This is a genomic window from Dermacoccus sp. NHGro5, from assembly GCF_017565385.1.
Taxonomy (GTDB): Bacteria; Actinomycetota; Actinomycetes; order Actinomycetales; family Dermatophilaceae; genus Dermacoccus; species Dermacoccus nishinomiyaensis.
In genome coordinates this window covers 1-1,904 of sequence record NZ_JAGEKQ010000059.1, presented here as the reverse complement: position 1 = coordinate 1,904, position 1,904 = coordinate 1, and the positions used below count along the sequence as shown (strand labels likewise).

3 protein-coding genes are annotated in these 1,904 nt (G+C 65.8%); 2 read left to right on the top strand and 1 reads right to left on the bottom strand.

The features are described 5' to 3' along the window. Both J4Z35_RS14085 and J4Z35_RS14080 read left to right on the top strand, forming a co-directional pair. Positions 1-213: transposase (locus tag J4Z35_RS14085; RefSeq protein ID WP_208065681.1), on the top strand; the 213-nt coding region annotated here is incomplete at its 5' end. A 240-nt stretch (positions 214-453) separates the two neighbouring features. Then, on the top strand, positions 454-1,032 hold the full coding sequence (locus J4Z35_RS14080) for a hypothetical protein (RefSeq protein WP_074041355.1): 579 nt from the start codon (positions 454-456) through the stop codon (positions 1,030-1,032). Positions 1,033-1,119: 87 nt separating this feature from the next. Here J4Z35_RS14080 and J4Z35_RS14075 read toward each other — a convergent pair whose 3' ends face one another. After that, complete coding sequence (locus tag J4Z35_RS14075; RefSeq protein ID WP_040015172.1) at positions 1,120-1,302, bottom strand: hypothetical protein; 183 nt, start codon at positions 1,300-1,302, stop codon at positions 1,120-1,122. Positions 1,303-1,904: the final 602 nt, after the last annotated feature.

Genomic DNA, 1,904 nt, shown 5'->3' with positions numbered 1-1,904 from the left:
CGCAAGCTCGGTCGGACCCTGAAGGCTCGCGCCACCGACGTGCTGGCCTACTTCGAGCGGCCTGGCACCAGCAATGGCCCCACAGAGGCGATCAACGGACGCCTGGAGCACCTGCGCGGCTCGGCCCTGGGCTTCCGCAACCTGACCAACTACATCGCCAGATCCCTGCTCGAGTCCGGCGGATTCAGACCTCAACTACACCCTCATCTGTGAAGAGCCAGTCATCATTCGGCGATGGGTCGTCTTGCCTGGGATAGCACAGGCCCCCTACGCTGCCTAACGTAAAGACCTACTCAATCCTTTACTAAACGGGGGAATTCCATGACTGAGCGCAGCAGGTCCTTAGACCGACGGACCATTGCAAAGGGGGCCGCTTGGGCGGTACCTGCCGTTACTATCGCAGCAGCTGCACCCAGCTTGGCGGCGTCTGTCCCGGTCCGTAAGGACCCAGGCGTGAACGGGTGGGTCCGGAACACGCCAAGGTCCAGCGGCAGCTGCAGCTGGACGCTCGAAGTCGACTCAACGTTGACCGGCGCGGGCCCCGACGGCGCACCCTACGGCCTTTACCTCTACGACATCACCCCGGAGTCGACCGTGGCCGACGCGGCCCTGATCTACTGGATCATCGGAGAGCAGAGCGCCACCTGGGCGAACCTGAGTGGTCACTCCACCTGCTGGTCCGGCCCCACCCGCGGTGAGGCGCAGAAGAAGTCGGACGGCTTGCTCTACACGCCTTACACGTGGAAATACAACTGCCCGATCCTCGCCGACGAGGTCAAATCCGACGGTCGCCTGTATTTGGGTGGCTTCCATGTCCGTGGGTCCTTCACGCAGAGCCGGGACTACTGCAACGACGTCACCTACTGGACCCAACGCTCAGTCATAGTCGATCCTGACGGCGCCGGCTCACAAGCCGCGCAAACATTGACCTTCGAGCGACGCAACGGTACCCGAGGCCCGGCGACCAGCGCCCAGATCGGCGCGCGCTCGCGCTCGGCAACAGTCTCCGGCGAGAGTGCTCAGTTGACCTGAGTCGCAACCCCGAATGACAAGACAGCCCCCCTTGGCCACCTCGTAAGAGGCGAGCGAAGGGGGCTGTTGGTGCAGCACCGGATGGAATCAGGCGGTGTCGTCGTCGGGCTCACCCGGGTCGGCCGGCGGGAGCGGGGCGGGCAGCGCAGACCCGTCGATCTTGAGCCGCATGAGCCATGACGCGAGGACGGTCAGGGCGGTCTTGCCGACGGACGCGCCGAGCACGAGCCACGACTCGCCGGCGGTGAGGGTGGCATCAGGCAACCACATGGCCAGGGCGGTGCCGACGGCGATGAGGACGTCAATGGCGAGGCCTTGCAGGAGGGTGCGGGCGGCGCGGTTCTTCGCGTCAGCCTTGAGTGCGCGGGTGGGTCATGATGCTCCGATCGATCGGGTCAGTCGCAGCCCGGCCCACGCGAGGACCAGACAGCCGGACAAGATGAGGCCCAGGCAGCGGGCGAGGACGCTGGGCTGGGTGCGGTAGATGTGGTCAGCGACGGCGTGGCCGATGGTGGTCACGGCAGCTTGAACTTCCCCGCGAGCACGCCACGGTTGAGGTAGCGCTGGAGTGCACGGATCGAGTTGGGGCCGAAGTCGCCGTCAGCAGGGGACTTGACGATCCGCTGGAGGGCGCGGCTGGTGGGGACTGCTGCACGGAGAGGTGACGTTGATGATGGAAGGGCCCCGCCGGCGGCGCGTGTGACTCCATAGGTGACTGGCAGGCGCTCAGCTTTGCCTTGCAACTGATTCGCCCACGTGCCGTCGGTGCGGGCATCCGAGTCTGGTTCGCGCTGGCCGGGGTGAGCATGACTTCATACGAGCTTGGCTGCGACCCCATCAACGTCTTGTCTGCCCCACCCCCGGCCAGCGCG

Bases quoted from the DNA above. Each gene is read 5' to 3' on its own strand.
- J4Z35_RS14075 (WP_040015172.1), bottom strand. From the start codon at position 1,302: ATGTGGTTGCCTGATGCCACCCTCACCGCCGGCGAGTCGTGGCTCGTG.